The sequence below is a fragment of the Clostridium transplantifaecale genome, from assembly GCF_900626075.1.
Lineage (GTDB): Bacteria > Bacillota > Clostridia > Lachnospirales > Lachnospiraceae > Otoolea > Otoolea transplantifaecalis.
On record NZ_UYZY01000006.1, the window covers coordinates 89,008 to 107,981 of the forward strand.

15 protein-coding genes and 1 riboswitch are annotated in these 18,974 nt (G+C 47.7%); of the genes, 2 read left to right on the top strand and 13 right to left on the bottom strand.

The window, feature by feature from the left end; translation table 11 throughout:
• Window positions 1-9: 9 nt before the first annotated feature.
• The 13 genes from allB to secA form a co-directional block, all read right to left on the bottom strand.
• On the bottom strand, window positions 10-1,404 hold the full coding sequence (gene allB / locus EJL91_RS20070) for an allantoinase AllB (RefSeq protein ID WP_125143742.1): 1,395 nt from the start codon (window positions 1,402-1,404) through the stop codon (window positions 10-12).
• A 66-nt stretch (window positions 1,405-1,470) separates the two neighbouring features.
• A complete protein-coding gene (locus EJL91_RS20075) occupies window positions 1,471-2,109 on the bottom strand; it encodes an aspartate/glutamate racemase family protein (protein WP_125143743.1) in 639 nt (212 codons plus the stop codon).
• The gene (locus EJL91_RS20080; RefSeq protein WP_164516902.1) at window positions 2,106-3,158 is read right to left on the bottom strand and encodes a TRAP transporter substrate-binding protein; all 1,053 of its coding nucleotides are present in this window, start codon (window positions 3,156-3,158) and stop codon (window positions 2,106-2,108) included. Before EJL91_RS20080 ends, EJL91_RS20075 begins: the two co-directional genes overlap by 4 nt.
• Window positions 3,159-3,230: 72 nt before the next feature.
• Complete coding sequence (locus EJL91_RS20085; protein ID WP_125143745.1) at window positions 3,231-4,529, bottom strand: TRAP transporter large permease; 1,299 nt, start codon at window positions 4,527-4,529, stop codon at window positions 3,231-3,233.
• Window positions 4,526-5,038, bottom strand: coding sequence for a TRAP transporter small permease (locus EJL91_RS20090; protein ID WP_125143746.1), 513 nt, complete (start codon window positions 5,036-5,038; stop codon window positions 4,526-4,528). The genes EJL91_RS20085 and EJL91_RS20090 overlap by 4 nt, the downstream gene beginning before the upstream one ends.
• 30 nt (window positions 5,039-5,068) lie before the next feature.
• On the bottom strand, window positions 5,069-5,818 hold the full coding sequence (locus tag EJL91_RS20095; protein ID WP_125143747.1) for an aspartate dehydrogenase domain-containing protein: 750 nt from the start codon (window positions 5,816-5,818) through the stop codon (window positions 5,069-5,071).
• A gap of 46 nt (window positions 5,819-5,864) precedes the next feature.
• Window positions 5,865-7,079: a pyridoxal phosphate-dependent aminotransferase gene (locus tag EJL91_RS20100; protein ID WP_125143748.1), complete on the bottom strand. Its 1,215-nt coding sequence runs from the start codon at window positions 7,077-7,079 to the stop codon at window positions 5,865-5,867.
• Between the two features lie 127 nt (window positions 7,080-7,206).
• The gene (locus EJL91_RS20105; protein ID WP_125143749.1) at window positions 7,207-8,166 is read right to left on the bottom strand and encodes a LysR family transcriptional regulator; all 960 of its coding nucleotides are present in this window, start codon (window positions 8,164-8,166) and stop codon (window positions 7,207-7,209) included.
• A gap of 274 nt (window positions 8,167-8,440) precedes the next feature.
• The gene (locus EJL91_RS20110; RefSeq protein ID WP_125143750.1) at window positions 8,441-9,649 is read right to left on the bottom strand and encodes a homoserine dehydrogenase; all 1,209 of its coding nucleotides are present in this window, start codon (window positions 9,647-9,649) and stop codon (window positions 8,441-8,443) included.
• A 5-nt stretch (window positions 9,650-9,654) separates the two neighbouring features.
• On the bottom strand, window positions 9,655-10,098 hold the full coding sequence (locus EJL91_RS20115) for an ACT domain-containing protein (RefSeq protein WP_125143751.1): 444 nt from the start codon (window positions 10,096-10,098) through the stop codon (window positions 9,655-9,657).
• A gap of 306 nt (window positions 10,099-10,404) precedes the next feature.
• On the bottom strand, window positions 10,405-11,961 hold the full coding sequence (gene nhaC / locus EJL91_RS20120; protein ID WP_243125492.1) for a Na+/H+ antiporter NhaC: 1,557 nt from the start codon (window positions 11,959-11,961) through the stop codon (window positions 10,405-10,407).
• A gap of 187 nt (window positions 11,962-12,148) precedes the next feature.
• Window positions 12,149-12,295: riboswitch (cyclic di-AMP (ydaO/yuaA leader) on the bottom strand.
• Window positions 12,296-12,568: 273 nt separating this feature from the next.
• Window positions 12,569-13,697, bottom strand: a protein-coding gene (gene prfB, locus EJL91_RS20125; RefSeq protein WP_423243460.1) for a peptide chain release factor 2 whose coding sequence is annotated in 2 segments (ribosomal slippage) — window positions 12,569-13,633 and window positions 13,635-13,697 — 1,128 coding nt in all. Because the reading frame shifts where the segments join, the coding sequence is not laid out codon by codon here.
• 71 nt (window positions 13,698-13,768) lie between these two features.
• Window positions 13,769-16,426: a preprotein translocase subunit SecA gene (secA, locus tag EJL91_RS20130; RefSeq protein WP_125143753.1), complete on the bottom strand. Its 2,658-nt coding sequence runs from the start codon at window positions 16,424-16,426 to the stop codon at window positions 13,769-13,771.
• Window positions 16,427-17,071: 645 nt separating this feature from the next.
• Between secA and hpf the strand changes: the two genes are divergently transcribed.
• Together hpf and EJL91_RS20140 are read left to right on the top strand one after the other, a co-directional pair.
• Window positions 17,072-17,599, top strand: coding sequence for a ribosome hibernation-promoting factor, HPF/YfiA family (gene hpf / locus EJL91_RS20135; RefSeq protein WP_125143754.1), 528 nt, complete (start codon window positions 17,072-17,074; stop codon window positions 17,597-17,599).
• Between the two features lie 313 nt (window positions 17,600-17,912).
• On the top strand, window positions 17,913-18,842 hold the full coding sequence (locus EJL91_RS20140) for a hypothetical protein (protein ID WP_125143755.1): 930 nt from the start codon (window positions 17,913-17,915) through the stop codon (window positions 18,840-18,842).
• Window positions 18,843-18,974: the final 132 nt, after the last annotated feature.

Here is an 18,974-nt window from a genome sequence, read left to right on the forward strand (position 1 = left end):
ATTATGGTGTTACTGTTTTTCTGCTAAAACCGGTTTGACAAACTCTCCCCAGCCCGCCGCACTTTCATCCACAACTCCGTTCTCCATCACCACGCGGCCGCGGACCACCGTATAATCCACAGAGCAGCCGAGCTTCCAGTTCTCGTATACTTTAGAGATGTCCTTTGCCTGGGAATAGCTGTCTTTTGCATGGCAAATCACCTCATGGTTTAAATCGATAACGGCCAGGTCACCGTCTGCTCCGGCAGAGATCGTTCCCTTCTGCGGGAACAGATTGAAACATTTAGCAGGATTGACGCAGCAGAGTTCCACGACTCTTTCCAGGCTCAGGCGGCCTTTCTTTGCCTCTGTCACCATCAGCGGCAGGCGCAGATCAATTCCCGGGAATCCGGACGGAGCCACAAAGATGTCTTTATTTCCTGTCTCCTTCTCCGATACGAGGAACGGGCTGTGATCGCTTCCGATAAAGTCAACGGTGCCGTCCAGCACATAATCCCACAGTTTCTCCACTTCTTCTTTTTTCCTCAGTGCAGGGTTGCATTTTGCATAGGGGCCGTATTTTTCAACATAACTCTCATCTAAGAGCAGATAGTGAGGACAGGTCTCCACATAAACCTTCTGTCCCTCCGCCTTAGCCTGTTTTGCCAGTTCCATTGCACCGCAGGTGGAAACATGAACCAGTTCCACAGGGCAGCCCACTTCCTTACTGAAACGCAGCATTTTGGCAATAGCCTCAATTTCTACAATCGGAGGACGTGACTCACAGTGGGCCAGGTAATCCACTCGTCCCTCCGCTCTCAGGCGTTTAATATTTCCGCTCACAAGCTCATTATCCTCCGCATGGGCAGCCAGCGTCAGACCTGTTTTTTTCACCTCTTCCAGAGCCCGCATCAACTGTGCATTATTGGCGCTTGTCAGGCCCTTAAATTCGGCATCACGCCCCTCGGGCGCCTCGTGAAGAAATGTTTTATAAGCCACAACGCCCTCGTGGGATAATGGTTCGATCTCTTCCGGGAACTCTCCGCCCGCCGCGCCGAAAAAGCTGAAATCCACGCAGCTTCCCTTTTTGCAGAGATCCACTCTGCTGTGCAGAATTTCGGCATTATACTGGGGCGGGATCGAGATGGGGTGCTCAAAGAATGTGGTACAGCCGCCTGCTGCCGCCGCGCGGGTCCCCACCCTGAATGTTTCCCTCTCCGCATGCCCCGGATCCCGGTAATGTACATGGGTGTCAATACCTCCCGGCAGCACATGTTTATCCGCCGCGTCTATGGTGCGCACACTCTCCGGCAGACAGCCCGGCTCCGCTACCATGGCAATTTTTCCATCCTTAATTCCTATATCCGCTCTTCTGAATCCACCCTCGATGAAGGCAAGACCGTTAATTACTGCAAGATCCAACATGATTATATCCTCCTTTAAACAGCACGTCCAAACAGCACGCCGGCCATCGTTCACAGTTTATGATTTTTAATACTTCTCTTTACAGATGCGGTAATGTACCAGTCCGGAGGCCACGATTAAAGCGCAGGCCACCCCGTCCAGTACCGGTATCCCAAGTTCCCGTTCGATATAGCCGTCTGCTCCCGTATAGTTGGCACAGCCGAGCACAATCACATCCACACAGAACTCAGAAAGCGCTTCCCTGGCCGCTTTTAATAAATCCTCATTGCTGCCGCTCTCTGTGACCTTGATCGTCCTTAACAGATCGTCACAACGGTATTTATGAGCCAGGGTAATCTTTTTGGAAATGGAATTCGGCGACGGTGAAATAACCGCATATCCGTTTCCCATGGACGCCGCCATCTTGAGAGACGCCTCCGCAATTCCCACCACCGGCTTTCCTGCAATCTCCCTGACCAGATCCAGATTGGGATCCGAGTGGCAGGCCACAATATAGGCATCGTAGTAATCACCGGCAGAACGGACAAGTTCTATCATCTCCGCCCCGGAGACAGCCTGCTCCTCATAGGAACACACCAGTTTCGGGGCCTTTGTCATATGCCTCACTTCCACCTCCACACCGGGAAGTGCAAGATTCTCAGCTTTTTTTGCCATCATTTCGTCGGTATGTTCATCGCTGTTCGGGTTAATGATCAGAATTCTCATTTTGTATATGCCTCCCATACATCAGGGGAAACCTTTGCTTTGACGCTGTCCCATTCAGGCGCCACGGCTTCCTTGAATGCCGCCCTCTGTTCATCGCTAAGATCCACAATCGTGCAGCCATAATCCTCAATCTCCTTGGTCCAGGCAGCTTCATTGTCGAGCGCATAGCTTGTGGCAGCCTCACAGGCAGCAGTAATAGCCTCATCCAGAACCTTCTTATTTTCATCCGACAGACTGTCGTAGAAGCTCTGGCTTACCAGCCACTGCTGTGTCTGCTGAAGATGGTTCGTCTTTGTGATATGCGTCTGCTGCTCGTAGAATTTCTGGGAATAAATCAGTTCAATCGGGTTCTCCTGCGCGTCTATGGTTTTCTGCTGCAGGGCCGTATAAAGCTCGCTGAAGGAAAACGGAGTCGGAGTTGCACCCATGCACTGCCATCCCTCAATATGAAGATCATTCTGCATAACCCTGAATGTCAGACCCTTCAAATCGGCGGGGCTGGTGATTGGTTTATTCGCCGTAGCCACACGGAAGCCGTGGACACTGTAACCGCCCAGCCAGAAACCTGCTGCGGAATACTTCTCACGCATCACATTCAGGAAGTTTTCATCCTCCATATATTTTTTCTTCACGTCGTCAATATTGTTAAAATTATAGAAAAGGTCATAGATAACGCCGTCGTCCACATAGTTAACAATAATGGAATTGGCAAGGCACATCTCCAAATTTCCGCTCTGCACCATCTGGCACAGCTCGTCATCATTTCCCATGGAATTATTCGGATAAATATTGACTGCAAAAGCTCCGCCTGAATTTTTCTCCAGATAATCCTTAAGCGCCAGACAGCCTACCTGCTGGGCCGTACTCTCGGCGCCGCCGTGGCCAATGTTGATCGTAATTGCCTCTCCGCCGGAAGCCGCCTTCTGTGTTTCGGCAGTCTGCCCCGAATTACCCGATTCGGCGGGTTTTGCCGCACCTGCAGAACCTCCGCAGGCAGCCAGCGTCAGAGAAGTGACAACAGCCAGAACAGACATTAAACGTTTTTTCATTACTTCCTCCTTAATTGTGAAGGCAGTGCAGCAACAGGGCACTGCCGTTTTTATGTTCATAAACTGCATTTATCATCCCAGTAAATTCGGTAAAAACATCGTAATCTGCGGAATGTAGGTGATCAGCATCAAAGCAAACAGGAACATTACAATAAACGGTATTGCATGTTTTGCAATCCTCGTAATCGGAATCTGGGTGAGGGAGTTTGCCACAAACAGGTTGGTGCCGATAGGCGGTGTCACGAATCCAATGGCCAGATTGACCGTCATAAGTACGCCAAAATGAATGGGATCCACACCGTACTGCTGCACAATCGGCAGCATAATCGGAGCCAGAATCAAAATACAGGGAACCGTATCCATAACCATACCCGCAAAGAGCAGGAACAGATTAATGACCAAAAGTACCACAATCTTACTCTGTACATGCCCAACCACATAAGCGGCCAGCATCTGCGGAAGGTTCAAAATCGTGAGCACACGGCCGAATACAATGCAGATGGACAAAATAAGCATAACCGGTGTCGCCGTCCGGGCCGTATCAATAAGGCAGCCCGCCAGTTTCTTCAGGTTTATGGCACGGTAAGCCACAACGCCGATAAGCAGGGCATATACCACCGACACGCACGCCGCCTCAGTGGGACTGACAATGCCGCCATAGATTCCGCCCAGGATGATGACCGGAGCAAGCAGAGCGAAGAAGCTCTCCTTAAAAATATGACCAAATCCTTTTTCCCTCAATTTTTTTGTATTCCCGGCAATCTGGAGGCTGCTGTTGTCACGGCGCATAAAATAGTAAACAATGTAGGCAATCAGGCACAAGGCAATCAGAATTCCGGGTGCAAAGCCCGCAATAAACAAATCACCGATAGATGCGCCGGTAGCCAGTCCGTATGTAATAAATGGGATACTGGGCGGTATAATTACTCCCAGGCCTCCCGCCACCGCGATCATGGCTGTAACAAAATCACGTTCATACCCGAGCTTCGTCAGAAGCGGGATGCACATCGTTCCAATCGCCGCCACCGTAGCCGGACCGGAACCACAGATGGCTCCGTAAAACAGGCAGGTAACTACGACCGCAATAGGCAGTCCGGCAGGAATATTTCCAAAGAAGTAGGAAAAAAAGTCAAACAGCCGGTTGGACATACCGCTTTCCGCCATAATGCTGGATGAGAGCATAAAAAGCGGAATTGCCAGCAGTACATACGAATCCATCCCGTTTACCATCGTCTTAAAGAAATACTCGGCATCACAGGTAAAAGCCGGATTCATCAGATGAACCGACAGGGTCGCCCATCCCACGCTGAATGCAATTGGAATTCCAAGTACCAGAAAAAGGATAAAAATAATAAACATGACGCCAATCATACCGCATCCCTCACTTCCTGTTTTGTGCCGCTCTTATCAGCCAGCTTTCTGAAGCGGCCATAAAATTTCTGAATGATACGGATCACGCTGATGCAGAGTCCAGCCATCAGCGCGCCGTAGACAAAAACCATCGGAAGATGCAGCCCCGCAGAGGTCTGATGACGCGCCGCGAGCTGCTGCATGGAGCGGAGTGCGGCCGGAATCAGATAAAATATAAACAGCGCTCCCACCACATCCTGAATCAGGCTGAATACGGGAATCACTTTAGGGCAAAGCACCTCAATAATATTCACCCTGATATGTGTCCCATTCCGGATCCCATAACTGATGCCCATAAATACAAACCAGATAAACATATACCGGGTAGCTTCCTCCGACCAAGTAAGCGGAGCCTTCACTACATACCGGAAAAATACATGTGTTGTCATCATCACTACAATCCCACATAAAAAGATTGCCATCAGCACCTCCTCAAAGTGCTGATCCAGCCAGCGTAACGCTGCTTTCATCGCCTCTCCCCCTCTTCTGTATGAAACTTTTTATACAAACCGGAATCCGGTTCCCCCGAGCACACTCTCCAGGCTTCCGCAGGCAGATAGAGGCACGTATTTTCCGGAAACCCCGCCTTCGGAGAAACTGGAAACTCGGATTGTAAAATCAATCCCCTGGCCTGCCAGGTGAATCACATGGGTGTTCGTGCTGACCGCCGGGTCTGCCGTAATTTTCGACCAGGTGCGGTCAAAGCCAATGCCTGCAAGAGCAATAGCCGCATGGACATTTACATTCTTTGGATAAAGCTCCGTTGCTTTTCTTGTCGGTCCCTCGTAAAGAACGGTCAGTTCCGTATCATCACGGCCCAGGCTCTTTGGATTTTTAATCGTCTCCACCGTCACTTCCGTGAGCGCCTCACGTCCGTCGAAAATTCCATCCAGTCCAAGAATCGCCCCGTGGGGAAGAAATACATTGGTACCGTATTTTTTACTGAGTTCCTCCGCTTTTGCCCTGATTTCGTCGTCCCGGAAAGCCGTCATGGAAAATGGCATAAAACTGCAGCAGGACAGCACGTCCTCCAGATTAGCTGCAACCACCTCCGCATTTGCGCACTCTACCACCAGGTCAAGTCCCTCAAACATCTCCTTTTCCAGTTCGGCAGTCACATTAACGCCGCCCAGCTCTCCCGCCTTTAAAAACGGATCATACACAAATGCGATTTCCACATCCTGTCTCGCCAGCACATGATCAATCATGGCTCTTCCAATCTTTCCTCCGCCCAAAAACGCAATTTTCATTCCTGTACCTTCCTCCTTTGTCCCTCACACTAAGCTGCTGCCTTTTTTAGTTCGCTTTGCGGTATCGCTCCATAAGTATAAGCAGGCGCTCAATTGCCGCTGCCGCATTTTCCTTATTCTGTGAAAAATTAATCCGGAACTGATGGATATACTGAGGCCCGAATTCCGTGCCCGGTGTGACAATCACAGAAGCCATCTCACGGGCAATCCTGATAAACTGATGGAGTGAAACATCCAGTTCCGGTATCGTAATAAAGAGGTAACTGCCGCCTTCCGAAGGTCTGGCATACACACCCGGCGCACCGGAGAGCTTTTCCATAATTGCATCACGTATCTCCTGATGGTTCTTTACCCTGTTTTCCATCCAGCCATCCGGCTCATTAAACCATGTGGTGAATACCGCCTGGTTGTATCCGCTGCACCTGAGCGCCATAATAGCCTGAAGTTTTTCCATCCTCTCGATAATTTCAGCCGTTCCGAAAGCCACACCCAGACGGTAACCGCTCAGCGACTCTGTCTTCGACGGCCCCATGATGGTAATAAGATTATCCGGTATCCTCTTCTGTGCACAGAGATGTGTGAAAGTAACATCCGAATAAACCTGACGGGAATAAAGTTCATCCACGATCAGTGTAACGCCGTATTCCGCCGCCAACTCCGCAATCCGGCAGATTTCATCATAGGAATACACACAGCCCACCGGATTATTGGGATTGGAGAAAAGAAAGAGTTTTACTCCATCCTTAAAAGCCGCTTCCAGCGCTTTCAGATCAATCCCCGCTCCTTCCTCCCGGTTTTCATAATCCATCAACACAGGCACCAGTTCGCCGTGAAAAAACTCTACCATTTTTCTGTTTGCAAAATAGTCGGGCTCTACGATGGCAACCCTGTCGCCCGGCAGGATATTGCTTCCCATTGCCAGAAATAAGGCTCCCTGTGTCCCGGGAGTCAGGATGAGATTCTGCTCCGGATCGATTCCGGCTCCTGTAAAGGCCGCCAGACGGGACGCCACATGTTCCAGCACGCTCTTTTTCCCGCGGTACGGCGTATAAGCCTGGACAGCCCCCGCCTTCACTCCTTCCGCAAACACCTCAAAGCTTCCCGGTGTCGGCTCATGCGCATCGACATCCCCGTGAGAAAAATCCACCATCGGTCCTGTAAGTTTCTCTCCCCTGAATTCCAGCGCCGCAGACTTTTGAAGGCTCTCCTGCCCCGGAGCATTGTCAATTCCAAGCTTTTCAAACTTCTCCGCTATTGTCATATCTACCTGTCCTCCTGATAATTTCGATTAACGTTTCGTTACTCTGATCTTATCATTGGGGTGATATATTGTCCAATAGACAGGGGGACATATACTTATGTCGAAAACGGAATAGTGGCATCCTCACTTACCCCGGCATCGGACTGTTCTTCAAATATTCGACAAATATTTTCTGCAGCTCGGTACATTCACCGCTGTTATAATAGGCCCTCAGTTCACGGCTCGTGTCCGGATGGGCAATCTTATAGAAGGTCAGCTCTTCCGACGGTCCCACATAATAGGGGATGCTGGCTCTGATAAACGTGATTCCCGAACCTGTCCCCGCAAGATAGTACGCGCTGATAAGCTGATCCATCTCCATCACGATGGTCGGCTCAAATCCGGCATCCCGGCAGATCTTCAGACCGCGCCGGTGCATATCGTTGCCTCTCTTTAGAAACAGGAAATTCTCTTTTGCAAACACTTCCATTGGCACGCTCGGCAGGTCAGGCGCCAGAAAACGGCCGTTGCAGATATCCCCATAGCAGACGGCCTGCTGCCGGAGTTTTTCATTAATCTCCAATGCACTGGGGACCGCCAGTATAATATTTTCTTTTTTCAGAACGATGGAATTAAATTTAGACGGCATATTGGGCTCTACCGAGATACCCAAATCCACGATTCCGGCCTGAAGGAATTTTCTCAAATCACTGTCGTTTGTCTCGATCAGCTTGATGTTAATTCCAGGATTTTCCAGCCTGAATGCCGCGACCAGCGGCGGAAGAACGTAGGTACAGAAAAAAGACGGGGCGCCGATATTTAAATCGGATTTCCGATGGCGGCGCATTTCATTGCAGTATGATTCTATTTCTTCCTGAATCTCCTGCATCTTTCGGAAATATTCCACAAAGACTTCACCTTCCGGCGTCACTTTTAGCGGTACGGAGCCACGGTCAAAAATCTGTGTTCCCAGATTTCCTTCCACCCGTTTCACAATCTTACTGAGCGCCGGCTGCGTGATATAATACTTTTCCGCTGCCCGCGAAAAGCTTCGCTCTTCACAGACCGCCAGAATATACAGCATATCCCTTACTTCAACTGGTTCCATTCTGTTCATCACTCCTTTATATTTTGTATAAGATGATATATCATCCTTTATGTTAATATTATATCAGATTACAGATCATTGTTCCAATCGAAAGTTCCTCCGTAACATTGACCCGCTCTTAAAATGCCCGTTTCACATAAAAAGAAAAAAGCCCGTATTTACCCGCAAAGGCAAATATGAGCTCTCTCATTTTCAATTCTCACTCTAATCACTGATCTTAAAAATACACTTTCGCGTAACCGGTCTTATGACTGCCCTGCGCACCGGCAGCTCCCTAAGCGCGGATCATCTGGCGGATATCCCCGAAAGCGGCAGCTACCTTCTGATACCTGGATTCGGTCATCTCACCGGTCAGAACGGCGAATTCATCCATATCCGGCAGCTCGATCACCTTCAACTTGCCAAAAGCGGCCTCCACATCGGACAATTTTTCCTCCGCAGTTCCTGCAAAGCGGATAAAATACCTGAATTTCATTTCTTTCACTTCAGACAGTTCCTGCTTTTCACCGGTCCAGCCAAGAGGCACATTATCGGTCATACGGCAGGACGCCTCCATGATATCGGCAACCACTGCGCTGGCGGTCGGCAGTTTTCCTGCTCCGCTTCCGTAGAACATCAGCGTTCCGACCATGTTGCCGCGGACCATCACCGCGTTAAATACGTCGCTCACTCCATAGAGAGGGTGATCCCTGCCGATCATCATCGGGCAGACAAACACACTGGTTTTGCCGTCGGCCATACGGCTGCTTCCGAACAGCTTGACGGAAGTCCCCATCTTTGCCGCGTACTTAAAGTCCGTATCGGTAATCTTTGTAATTCCTTCCGTATAGACTTCTTCGTAATTGACTTCCTTCTGGAGAGCCAGAGACGTCAGAATCGTTATTTTCCGGCAGGTGTCGTATCCTTCCACATCGGCCTCGGGATTACGCTCAGCATATCCCAGTTCCTGGGCTTTCTTAAGCGCCTCCTCAAATGTCTGGCCCTCTCTGTCCATCTTGCTGAGGATAAAGTTGGTCGTCCCGTTCAGGATGCCGCTGATTTCCAGAATCTGCTCTCCCGCAAGGCACTGAACCATAGGGCGGATAATCGGAATCCCGCCGCCGACACTGGCCTCGAACAGGAAATTAATATTTTTGTCCCTGGCTATCTGAAGAAGCTCCGTCCCATGCGCCGCTACCAGCGCCTTGTTGGACGTAACCACCTGTTTTCCGGCAAGCAGGCAGGCTTTTGCAAACGCATAGGCCGGGTTCACACCGCCCATGGCTTCCACGACAATTCCCACTTCCTCGTCTTTTTCTATAATGGAAAAATCATGCACAATCAGGCCTTCATGAGGATCACCCGCGAATTCACGCAGATCCAGTATGTATTTTACGACAATGTCCTGACCTGTCTTCTTTTTGATTATCTCTCTGTTTGTCTCTAATACTTCCACGACACCGGAACCAATCGTTCCATATCCCATTACCGCTACCTGAATCATAATCTCTACTCCCTGGCTATTATTTTGACGTAATGAACGCCATTTTTCTCTTCCATTTCCTCAACCATCCTGGAAATATTGCCGGTATCCGGCCTGACTTCCACGCTCAGAGTAAGCGAAGCCACATTATTGACCGGAATACTCTGATGAATGGTCAGGATATTCGCCTTATAAACCGCCACCGTGTGGAGAAGATCCGACAACAGCCCCTGCTCATCGTCCATCTGCAGCACCAGCGTAATTGTTTTTCCCTTTGCATTGTCGTAAAATGGGAAAATATCATCTTTGTACTTGTAGAAAGAACTTCTGCTGATTCCCACTTTCTCAGTGGCTTCCTGTATCGTGATAGCCCGCTCCGATTCAATCAGCTTTTTCGCTTCGACCACCTTCAGCAGAACTTCAGGTACTGCTTTTTGTTTTAACACAAAATATTTTGTCTGCTCTTCCATATTCACTCCCCTGCGCTGTATACCATCGTGTATGCTTGTGAAATACATTTGTATTCATAGCAAAGATATTAACACATTTAAAATGCTGGTGCAATATCTTTTTTCAGGATTTTGTGGTTTTTATCCATGATTATTGTTTTTTATGCAATACAAAAGAGAGAAAACAACCGTAAAAAGCCGTTTTCTCTCTTAAAATAGAGGAAATCATTCATGATAATACAGGATTCAGGAAATGCCTCTTCCCAATCATACCGGTATCAAAACAGACTTCCGGCTCCAGACTTTTCTAAACCTTCCTCGTTCTATTTATTCAAGGACAGTGTCCCCTGTCTGTGAACTCAGGGATGCCAGTGCAGCCGCTGATTCTTCCATCAGAACAGCCGCTTCGGCACAAAGTGACGGTTCCGGTTCCAGCGTCGGGGAACTTCCCTGACGTCCACCCCTGATTTTCCATACCGCCTCGGCATCATTACCGGGAACCGCCTTAAAGATAAAGATGCCGGCGACCGCACAGATAATGCTGACGGCAATATTCACATAGGCGAACACAACATACGGTGCAAAGCTCAACGTCGTAAATCCAAACAGTCCCATGTAATAAATGCAGCTCGTATTCCAGGGCACGAGAGGCAGGATAATGGTGTTGGCCTCCTCAATGGTTCTGGAGAGAACGCTTCTGTGAATTCCCCTCTCATCGTAAATCTCTTTAAACATTGTCCCCATAAGAACTGCAGAGACATAAAAATTCGTAACCACCATGACCGTGAAAATTCCGCATACCAGGGTGACCAGGATAGTGGCGGTATCTGATTTGACCGTCTTTGTAATCCTCGCTACGATTACATGCAGGAATCCCGCTTCACTCAGTATCCCACCCAGTCCCAGAGCGAGCACCGCGGTGCAGATGGTCGACATCATGGAGGATATACCGCCCTTGCTCAGCATTGTGTCCACAATTTCCATCCCTGTGTCTACCTTGACGCCGTTAAAAATAACAGACAGCACTTCCGCCGCTCCCGCATGCTGAACCACCATGGCGAGCACAAGTCCCGTAAAGCCTGAAATCAGGATGGCAAGAATAGCGGAGACCTTCTTAAGGCTGAGCACGACAATAAGAATAATAGGAATCAGCAGCAAAATGTTGAAATTGTAAAGCCCTGCCAGCCCGCTTCTCACCGAGTCGAGAACGGTCTGATCCAAAGCAACCTGTGCATATTTGCTTCCGAGAAAGTAGAAAATCACAAGGCTGATGAGAAAAGACGGCCCCGTTGTATACAGCATGGAACGCACGTGGTAATAAATATTGATATCGCTGGCGCTGGAGGCCAGGATAGTTGAATCGGACAGCGGCGAAAGCTTATCTCCGAGAATTGAGCCGGATATGGCTGCGCCGGCAACCAGAGCCACCGGAATTCCCATGCTGGCTCCGATGCTGACACAGGCCACACCCACGGTTCCCGCCGTACCCCAGGAGGAGCCGATACAGATTGACAAAAGGGAGCACATAATAAAGGTCAGCGGAAGCAGCATCCTGGGTGTAATAATCCCCAGGCCGTAGTAGATCAGCATAGGAACCGTGCCGCATATAATCCATGCGCCGATCAGGAGACCTACAAACAGGAGAATCATGACACAGTCCATGGCCCGTTTCACGCCGCCCATCATCCCCTGCTCCAAATCCGCATAGCGGTATCCTGCCAGCATGGAGATAATCAGGACGAGAAAAATATTAACTGCCAGAAGCGGGATTGTGGCAACTCCCGAGGTGATTCCCACCGTAAGAACCACGGCGATCACGGCCAGAACAGAGGCGGATAATAGCAGACCGGGTTTTCCCGGCTCTCTTTTTGTTTTCATCTTCATATTCAATCTCTCCTTCACTGAAAACTCGCAGAAAACAAAAAAGCACCCGGATATACCGAGTGGCGAAGGTTACTGCAGGTTGAATACTCTGTCTGATTTTCCAGTCCATGAAACGAAAGAATAACTTCAATAAACGAAAGCGCGCCTATGGGCCTTTCACTGACATCAGACAAGGGCGCATAAATGCGCTTACCCCTTCCTTCGCCTACGAGATTAGCTGACGGGTTCGGGGAAGAAGGTCCCCTATCGCCATATGGCGAATACACCCCAAAAATTGGTTCTCCCGCTGCCGCCGCCCGGTTTGCAGGCTGCTGGCATTCGGCGTTATATGTTTTCTGCTGTATATTCTGTTGTTAGTTAATTTTAACAAAATCATTATCTGCATTCAAGTATTTTTGGTAAAAGTTAATGTAATCTTAAATAAATAGGTTACTGTTCACTCTGTGCCCAGTAACACGCGGAGCGATGCACCGAAAAGGCAAAAATACCTCGTTGAATACATCTGAGCGTCATTAACAATCAATACGCAAAAACGGGAGGAACGGCACATGGCCCATTTCCTCCCATTGATCAAACTATTATTATATTGTACCTTAAACTCCGCGTTTTACTGCTCCGGAGTCTCCTGGTTCTTCAGGCTGATCCATTTCAGGTACGCGCTGATAAACAGATCGATATCTCCGTCCATCACGGCATTGACATTGCCATTCTCCGCATTGGTTCGGTGATCCTTAACCAGTGTGTATGGCTGCATAACATAGGAACGGATCTGGTTTCCAAAGTTGATATCCTTAACGTCACCGCGGATATCGGAAAGTTTATCCGCATTCTCCTGCTGCTTCAGCAGATAGAGCTTTGCCTTCAGCATCTGCATCGCCTTGTCCTTATTCTGGAACTGGGAACGCTCATTCTGGCACTGTACCACAATTCCTGTCGGAAGGTGGGTGATACGGATAGCGGATGACGTCTTATTAATATGCTGTCCGCCGGCGCCGCTGGAGCGGTACGTATCAATCCGCAGATCGTCCTGGTTAATATCAATATCCAAATCTTCCTCGATATCAGGCATGACGTCGCAGGACACGAAAGAAGTCTGCCTCTTGCCTGCCGCATTAAAGGGTGAAATACGCACAAGACGGTGCACCCCCTTCTCCGATTTCAGATATCCGAAGGCATTCTCCCCGTTAATCTGAACCGTGATAGACTTGATTCCGGCCTCATCACCGTCAAGGAAATCCAGGACCTCAGTCGTATAACCTTTCTTGTCGGCCCATCTCTGGTACATGCGGTACAGCATGCTGCACCAGTCCATGGCCTCGGTTCCTCCGGCTCCCGCATTCAGCTTCAATATGGCGTTACAGTTATCATACTCCCCTGAAAGCAGAGTCCTCGTCCTGATGTCCTCCAGGCTGCCGATAAATTCATCCAGCATTTCCTGAATCTCCGGGATCATCGAAGGATCGTTCTCCTCGTATCCCATCTCTATCATTACCTGGATATCTTCGTACTGCTGTTCCAGATGGCGGTAAGTTTCTACTGTATCTTTTAAATTCTTTGCTTCTTTTACTGTCTTCGTGGACCTGTCCGGATCGTCCCAGAATCCTGGTTCCTCCATGGATTTGTCCAGCTCGTCGATTCGCTTTACCTTGTTATCCAGGTCAAAGTGAATCCCTCACTTCCACTAAAGTTTTATCATACGTCGATAACGTATATTTGAATTGATCTAATTCAACCATAGCTTCACCCACTTTCAATTTTATATTTTTACAAATCTAACATGATAAACTTATTAAATATCAGGACTTAATCAGTTTTCCTCTTTCTTCTGTCCCTGAGGAAGGATCTGCATCTGAACCGTCTTATTCTTAAGCTCCGGATTGGAACTCATCTCCTGCAGGATCTTACGGCCGCAGCACTGCTTAAATTTCTTGCCGGAACCGCATGGGCACGGATCGTTTGGATAAATCTTCTTTGCCTCACGCTTCTTCGGAGCCTGGACGCTGCTGTCATCCTTATTCGTTCCCGTAACCTTGGCAGCCGGTTCACGTTCTACCTTCTGCTCCACGCGGATGTGGAACAGGATACGTACTGTGTCTTCACGGATTGCGGCAGTCATGCTGTCGAACATCTCATAGCCGCTCATCTTGTACTCGACAAGAGGATCTCTCTGGCCGTATGCCTGGAGGCCAATACCCTCGCGAAGCTGATCCATATCGTCGATATGAGCCATCCACTTCGCATCGATTACTTTCAGAAGAATCACGCGCTCGATTTCACGGATCTGCTCTGCCTCCGGGAATTCCGCTTCCTTCTCTTCATAGAGTTTCGTGGCGGCTTCCTTCAGCATATGCTTTAACTCGTTCTTCTTCATATCCTTCTGGTCATCATTTAATGCGATGGTTGGAAGAGGGATAATCGGAAGCAGCAGTGAATTCAGTTCCGTCAGATCCCAATCTTCCGTCCCCTGTTCATCAGAAATGGACAAGTCCACTGCATTTTCTACAATATCCGTAATCATCTTCATAATTACGGTTCTCATGCTCTCACCGTTCAATACGCGGCGGCGCTCGTCGTAGATAACCTCACGCTGCTCGTTCATAACTTCGTCGTATTTAAGCAGATTTTCACGAATACCGTAGTTATTGGTCTCGATCTTCATCTGGGCTTTCTCAATGGCATTCGACAGCATTTTGTGCTCGATCTGCTCATTCTCCGGCACGCCTAATGCATTGAACATGCTCATCAGCTTCTCGGAACCGAAGAGACGCATCAGATCATCTTCCAGAGAAATATAGAAACGTGATTCACCCGGGTCTCCCTGACGTCCTGAACGTCCGCGCAGCTGGTTGTCAATACGCCTGGATTCATGACGCTCCGTACCGATAATCTTAAGTCCGCCGATCGCTTTCGCCTCGTCGTCCAGCTTGATATCCGTACCACGGCCGGCCATGTTGGTGGCAATGGTAACGGCGCCGTGGACACCGGCATCTGCTACGATCTCAGCCTCCAGTTCATGGAACTTGGCGTTCAGTACCTTGTGTTTAATTCCGCGTCTTGTCAGCATCTTGCTTAAAAGTTCGGAAGTCTCAATGGTAATCGTGCCGACCAGGACAGGCTGTCCCTTCTCATGGGCTGCTGCCACCTCGTCCACTACTGCATGGAATTTCTCTTTCTTCGTCTTATAAACGGCATCGTCTTTATCAATACGGATTACCGGCCTGTTGGTCGGAATCACGATAACGTCCATCTGATAGATGTTACGGAACTCCTTCTCCTCAGTCTGGGCCGTACCGGTCATACCCGATTTCTTTTTAAATTTATTAAAGAAGTTCTGGAATGTAATGGTAGCCAGCGTTCTGCTCTCACGGCGTACATTGACATGCTCCTTTGCCTCGATTGCCTGATGGAGTCCGTCGGAATAGCGGCGGCCCGGCATGATACGTCCTGTAAATTCATCTACAATCAGGACCTCATCATCTTTTACAACGTAATCTTTATCGCGGAACATCAGGTTGTTGGCACGCAGCGCCAGAATGATGTTATGCTGTATCTCCAGGTTCTGAGGATCGGCAAGGTTTTCAATATGGAAAAATTCCTCTACTTTTTTAACGCCCTGCTCGGTCAGGTTGACTACTTTGTCCTTCTCGTTGACAATGAAATCGCCCGACTCTTCAATCTCTTCACCCATAATAGCGGCCATCTTTGTAAACTCGGCAGATTCTTCTCCTCGCTCCAGCTGGCGTGCCAGGATGTCACAGACTTCATATAATTTAGTGGATTTACCGCTCTGTCCGGAAATGATAAGCGGTGTTCTTGCTTCATCAATCAATACGGAGTCAACCTCATCGATGATGGCATAGTCCAGATTTCTTAAAACCATCTGTTCCTTATATATAGCCATGTTGTCACGAAGGTAGTCGAAACCGAGTTCGTTGTTCGTAACATAGGTAATATCGCAGTTGTATGCCGCACGGCGCTCATCGGGCGTCATGGCATTCAGTACGACACCGACGGAGAGTCCCAGGAATCTGTGGACCTCACCCATCCACTCAGCATCTCGTTTTGCCAGGTAGTCATTGACCGTTACGATAAATACGCCGTTTCCCGCCAGCGCATTCAGGTATGCCGGAGCCGTGGATACAAGCGTTTTACCTTCTCCTGTCTTCATCTCGGCGATACGTCCCTGATGTAAAACAATACCGCCAATCAGCTGTACCGGATAATGTTCCATATTGAGGACACGCCTTGCCGCCTCTCTGATGGTGGCAAATGCCTCCGGCAGGATGTCGTCCAATGTTTCACCCTTTTCCAGACGCTCTTTGAACTTTCTGGTGTTATCCTTCAGTTCTTCGTCCGTCAGCTTTTCCATCTCAGGTTTTAAAGCAACGATTTTATCCACAATGGGGTAAATCATCTTTAATTCACGCTCGCTGTGAGTTCCAAACATTTTCTCTATCAGATTCATGCTTTACTCTCCTATTTCTATCATTATTTCTATTATCATCATTGCAAGCTCTTCTATTCATGCCAAAACTGCATACTTATAGTTATACAATCTTACTTATTCTAACACTAACAGGCGTTTTATTCAACGACTTCATAAATTTTTTACATTTTGTCCACATCCAATTAACGGTATCCTTATTTTTACAGTGACATAATTCGTCACATTATGGTAAACTTAGCAAATTGCACAAAAAACTTGTTCTATTCCCCAGTTGTCCACATTATCCACACCGATTTCGTCGAAAATGTTGAAAAGTTATGCACATCGCACCTTGTCCATTTTAGGGGAAAAAGTAGTTATACACCGACTTATCCACATTATCCACATCTTTTTTATGTTTATCACCATCTTTCCCCATCCAAAGTTCCCTATCCACTTTTTTGTGTATATCTCATAAACTTGCATATTTCGACAAAAAATACAAAGATTATCCTTGACAGAATTTCTTTGTTTTAAACCGTTTTGCAATGGTTTCATCTACAAATAATTTAAACTTTTTAGAAAAAATTAACAATAATTGTCTCGACAATTTTACTTTCATCATTGAATTTATCGAATAAAAGTGGTATACTATAAACATCCCAAGAAAAAGGAGCGATGTGTATGCGTTATAAGATTACTGGAAGAAATATTAATGTTACCCCGGGGTTAAAGGCAGCAGTTGAGGAGAAAATCGGCAAATTAGAAAGATACTTCAATCAGGACACAGAAGCAATTGTCACATTAAGCGTTGAAAAAGAACGACAGAAAATTGAAGTTACTATCCCTGTAAAAGGCACTATCATCCGTGCAGAGCAGGAAAGTAACGATATGTACGTATCCATTGATTTGGTAGAAGAAATTATCGAGCGCCAGCTCAAAAAATATAAGAACAAGATTGTCGACAAAAAACAGGCCGCCATCGCTTTCTCCGATTATTTCATGAATGAAGAGTACGAATCAGACGATGAAGTAAAGATTATGAAGGTAAAGAGATTTGCAATGAAACCGATGGATCCCGAAGAGGCATGTGTACAGATGGAACTTCTCGGACATGCATTCTACGTATTCTTAAACTCCGAGACCGAGCAGGTCAATGTGGTTTACAAGAGAAAAGGTAATACTTACGGACTGATCGAGCCGGAGTTCTAATAAGACAGCTCATACGCAATAAACGAAAGGACAGGCTTAACCCCTGACTGAACGATAAACCGGCAGCGAAATCGCACCGCGATGTTTTGTTTTCATTGCCGGCCAGCAATACGAAGAACAGCCGCTCCATAACTGGTAATCAGTAATGGAGCGGCTGCTCTTTTTATATCCTGATATGGATAAGAAACTTTTTTGTGCACTGCGGTGTATTTCATTCAGGATACTTGAAGTATTTTCCTATTTTAAACCGTTTTATTTAAGTAGATTCTATATGCGTTAAATAAGTTATTAAGAAAGGCAGAGGTAGAAGAAAATGAAACACGGGATAAAAAGCAGAATAAAAAAGGGACTGGCAGTAATTACAGTATTAAGTTCCGGCCTACTGATTTCAGCCTGTTCCGCCGGTTCAGAAGCGGTTCAGGATTTTAAAGAGGCTGCGGAAGAAGTGAAAGAAGCAGCCGAAGAGGCCGTGCCGCACGTTTCCGGTTTATTTAACAGCTCTACCAGCTACTTTGACAATTACGAGGAAAAATGGGATGGAACTGTTTTTCGGGTACAGGGAGAAGTTCATATTGCAGAGGATGACAACACCGGAATTCTTACTGTAAATCCGCAGGATGATACAGAAATTCATATTACAGGCAATTTCAGAAAGAATAAGGGAGAAATGCGGCTCGTTTATGAAGCGCCGGACGGAACCTCCACGGTTCTTGCTAAAAGCGGAACAGGTGAAAACAAACAAACCGACGTTGACCTCCCTTTTACAATAAAAGCCGGCGAGGGGCAGTTTAAACTTTTAGGCAAGAACTCCGTATATACATTTGATCTGACCTTTACAGATATTCCCCCTGCCTCCATTAACCATAGCGACAGTAAAATACCCGGAACGGCGGCCGGTTCCTTTAAGGGCAGATATACCGATGTAACATCGCCGGTTGTTCTCATGGAAGCAGATTTGAAAGAAGCGGAAAGTGTGAAAGTTACGGCACGCATACACGTTAAAAGCAACAAATCGCAAAAAATGGTTCTTGGAAAATTCAACCTGGCTTATGAATCTTCAGAAGGCGAGATAATCCCAATCATCGACCACAATGCTGTGGAAACTGCCGACGGCGGTTACGAATGGAAAGACACCTTTATAAAAGAAGGCACACTTCCCGCAGGCAGCACGAAGCTTGTGCTCAGCGGCATTGAGGGGGAGAATTACACGATTGAGCTGGATGTTACCGTAAAGGTAAAATAATACTAAAATAATGATTCCCTGAAAGGGAAATTGACAGAAATGGGGCGTCTTCTCTTAGCTGAATATCAGTTAAGAGAAGACGCCCCTGTGTATCAGCAGATGCTATATACCAGCTGTCCCGTGCATTATATA

Bases quoted from the DNA above. Each gene is read 5' to 3' on its own strand.
- allB (WP_125143742.1), bottom strand. From the start codon at position 1,404: ATGTTGGATCTTGCAGTAATTAACGGTCTTGCCTTCATCGAGGGTGGA.
- EJL91_RS20075 (WP_125143743.1), bottom strand. From the start codon at position 2,109: ATGAGAATTCTGATCATTAACCCGAACAGCGATGAACATACCGACGAA.
- EJL91_RS20080 (WP_164516902.1), bottom strand. From the start codon at position 3,158: ATGAAAAAACGTTTAATGTCTGTTCTGGCTGTTGTCACTTCTCTGACG.
- EJL91_RS20085 (WP_125143745.1), bottom strand. From the start codon at position 4,529: ATGATTGGCGTCATGTTTATTATTTTTATCCTTTTTCTGGTACTTGGA.
- EJL91_RS20090 (WP_125143746.1), bottom strand. From the start codon at position 5,038: ATGAAAGCAGCGTTACGCTGGCTGGATCAGCACTTTGAGGAGGTGCTG.
- EJL91_RS20095 (WP_125143747.1), bottom strand. From the start codon at position 5,818: ATGAAAATTGCGTTTTTGGGCGGAGGAAAGATTGGAAGAGCCATGATT.
- EJL91_RS20100 (WP_125143748.1), bottom strand. From the start codon at position 7,079: ATGACAATAGCGGAGAAGTTTGAAAAGCTTGGAATTGACAATGCTCCG.
- EJL91_RS20105 (WP_125143749.1), bottom strand. From the start codon at position 8,166: ATGGAACCAGTTGAAGTAAGGGATATGCTGTATATTCTGGCGGTCTGT.
- EJL91_RS20110 (WP_125143750.1), bottom strand. From the start codon at position 9,649: ATGATTCAGGTAGCGGTAATGGGATATGGAACGATTGGTTCCGGTGTC.
- EJL91_RS20115 (WP_125143751.1), bottom strand. From the start codon at position 10,098: ATGGAAGAGCAGACAAAATATTTTGTGTTAAAACAAAAAGCAGTACCT.
- nhaC (WP_243125492.1), bottom strand. From the start codon at position 11,961: ATGAAGATGAAAACAAAAAGAGAGCCGGGAAAACCCGGTCTGCTATTA.
- secA (WP_125143753.1), bottom strand. From the start codon at position 16,426: ATGAATCTGATAGAGAAAATGTTTGGAACTCACAGCGAGCGTGAATTA.
- hpf (WP_125143754.1), top strand. From the start codon at position 17,072: ATGCGTTATAAGATTACTGGAAGAAATATTAATGTTACCCCGGGGTTA.
- EJL91_RS20140 (WP_125143755.1), top strand. From the start codon at position 17,913: ATGAAACACGGGATAAAAAGCAGAATAAAAAAGGGACTGGCAGTAATT.